The organism is Caballeronia arationis, from assembly GCF_001544975.2.
Lineage (GTDB): Bacteria > Pseudomonadota > Gammaproteobacteria > Burkholderiales > Burkholderiaceae > Caballeronia > Caballeronia arationis.
The window spans coordinates 1-2,370 of sequence record NZ_FCOG02000359.1; the positions used below are offsets into that span (position 1 = coordinate 1).

Below are 2,370 nucleotides of genomic sequence, written 5' to 3' on the forward strand. Positions count from 1 at the left end.
TTCAGACGAGCCGTGCCGAGAAGGGAGTACATCGTAGCAGCGGCTCGGGCGCCACGTGGCGAGCCCGCGAAGGTCCAGTTCGCCCTTCCCAGGGCAAGCTCGTGCTCATTCTGCCCATATCGGGCAGGAAATTGAAGTCCATTACCGTTGGCATCCACTATATGGTCGCCGCGTCAAGGTTCGAGGCGTCGAGGAACGCAGCGGTGGTCGCGTGGTTCATGTTGAAGCCGGCCCCGGGATAGTCAGGGTGATGGCGGCATGGATGCTGGATCGTGCCGTGTGTTCAGCCATGGAGCTTGGCGAGCCGAGAGTCACCGTCGCGGCGTTATGCGGCCTGCATCGGCTGCTTGTTGATCGGCGCTTGCGCGCACACTCTTCGGACGGTTTCAACATCGTCCGGGAGAAACGCAATGGACAAGCTGCCAAAGAGCGTTCCAGCACGAACGCAATCGCCAGTGGTGACGCCGCGCCAGATGAGCATGAGGTTCGACAACGCCGAACTTCAGGGAATGAACGCGGAGCAGCGCGCAAGGGCGATCACGCGTCTTGCGAGCCTGCTGATACAAGCCGCGGGCGCCACCACCGCGAAGGAGTGTGACGATGACGAACGCTGATCGTCTGCCGGCGCCCCTTCTCAAGCGCAAGGCGGTAGTTTATGTTCGGCAGTCGACGCAGGCTCAAGTCCAGGTGAACCTGGAGAGCAAGCGTCGCCAGTACGAACTCGTGGACGAAGCCAAGCGTCGCGGGTTTGGCGAGATCGAGGTCATCGACGACGACCTGGGCCGATCGGCGAGTGGAGCGGTGGCTCGGCCAGGCTTTGAGCGCCTCGTGGCATTGCTTTGTGCCGGTGAAGTCGGGGCTGTCCTTTGCCTGGATGCGTCACGTCTTGCCCGTAACGGGCGCGACTGGCACCATCTGCTCGAACTGTGCGGTCTCGTCGAAGCGAGAGTGATCGACCTTGATGGCGTATACGATCCTTGCCGGCCGAACGACCGGTTATTGCTCGGCATGAAGGGCAGCATCAGCGAGTTCGAGCTCAACGTGCTTCGAACGCGTATGCTCGACGCCGCGCGTGCCAAAGCTCAGCGCGGTGAATTGCGCATCAGCGTGCCGATTGGCTACCTCTGGCATCGTGAGGTCGGCCTGGGTCTCGATCCGAACCAGAGACTGCAGGAAGTGATACGCCTGATCTTTGCTCGCTTTCGCGAACTGGGTAGCGCGCGACAGACCTTCATGTCGTTACGCTCCGAGCAGGTCCACTTCCCGCGTCCGACTGATCGTAGTAGCCTGACGCACTTCGACTGGACGCTGATACGTTATCGCAACGTGCTCTCCGTGATTAGGAATCCATTCTATGCGGGAGCTTATGCTTACGGTAAGAGCGGGAACAAGACGACCATCGTTGATGGCCGTGCACACAAGAGTTACAAGCACCCCAAGCCGTTCGAAGAATGGGAGGTGCTTCTCAAGGAACACCACCAAGGCTACATTGACTGGGAAGAATTCGAGCGCAACCAGCAGCGGCTCGCCGCCAACGCCTATGGCAAGGCAGGCGACGTAAAATCGGGGCGTGGCGGGCGAGCCTTGCTGGCCGGTCTGCTTGGATGCGCGCGTTGCGGACGCCGTCTGTCGGTGGCCTATACTGGACGCACACCGCAACCCGTCTACCGATGCTATCGCTTTGACCTGCCACCGAAGTGCATGAGCTTTGGTGGCTCTCGCATAGACGCCGCGATCGCGAAGGAACTGATGCGTGTCGTGGAGCCGATGGCGATAGAGGCGGCCCTGCAGGCCGAGCAAATGCGTATGGACACCCTGAATGAGCAGCGGCGGATTATCGAACTCGACCTGCAGCAGGCTCAGTATGAAGCCACGCTGGCAGAGCGACGCTACGCGGCCTGCGATCCCGATAACCGTTTAATTGCCGCGCAGTTGGAGAAGAACTGGGAAGCAGCGTTGCGTCGTGTACAGGCCTGCCAGGCGCGTCTGCAGACCGCACGCACATCAGTGCCAGCTCGCGCTGCTCCTGACTTCACCAAGCTTGCCGAGGACCTCGACGCCGCCTGGAATGCTCCGGGTGTCACCATGCGTATGCGCCAGCAACTGGTTCGGGCGCTGATCGTCGATATTGTCGCGGCCGTGGATGAGACAACGCGTGAAGTTATTCTCACGATCCACTGGCAAGGGGGCCGGCATTCACAGTTGCGCATCCGCAAGCCCAAGACAGGCGAACACGGATGCAGCACCTCTGACGAAGCGCTCGCAGTTATCCGCAGCATGGTTACCCGATGGTCTGATCAGGACATCGCCGCATCGCTAAACCGGATGGGAATACGGACAGGCCAAGGCAAGACGTGGACTGCGCATCGG

At 60.8% G+C, this 2,370-nt stretch carries 3 protein-coding genes; all 3 read left to right on the forward strand.

The window, feature by feature from the left end:
• Nucleotides 1-242: hypothetical protein (locus tag AWB81_RS48050; RefSeq protein WP_235026235.1), on the forward strand; the 242-nt coding region annotated here is incomplete at its 5' end.
• 168 nt (nucleotides 243-410) lie between these two features.
• Entirely contained in the window at nucleotides 411-614 is a 204-nt protein-coding gene (locus AWB81_RS42140) for a hypothetical protein (protein WP_087135599.1), read from the forward strand.
• On the forward strand, nucleotides 601-2,370 hold a 1,770-nt coding region (locus tag AWB81_RS42145; RefSeq protein ID WP_062644454.1), incomplete at its 3' end, for a recombinase family protein. The genes AWB81_RS42140 and AWB81_RS42145, both read left to right, overlap by 14 nt.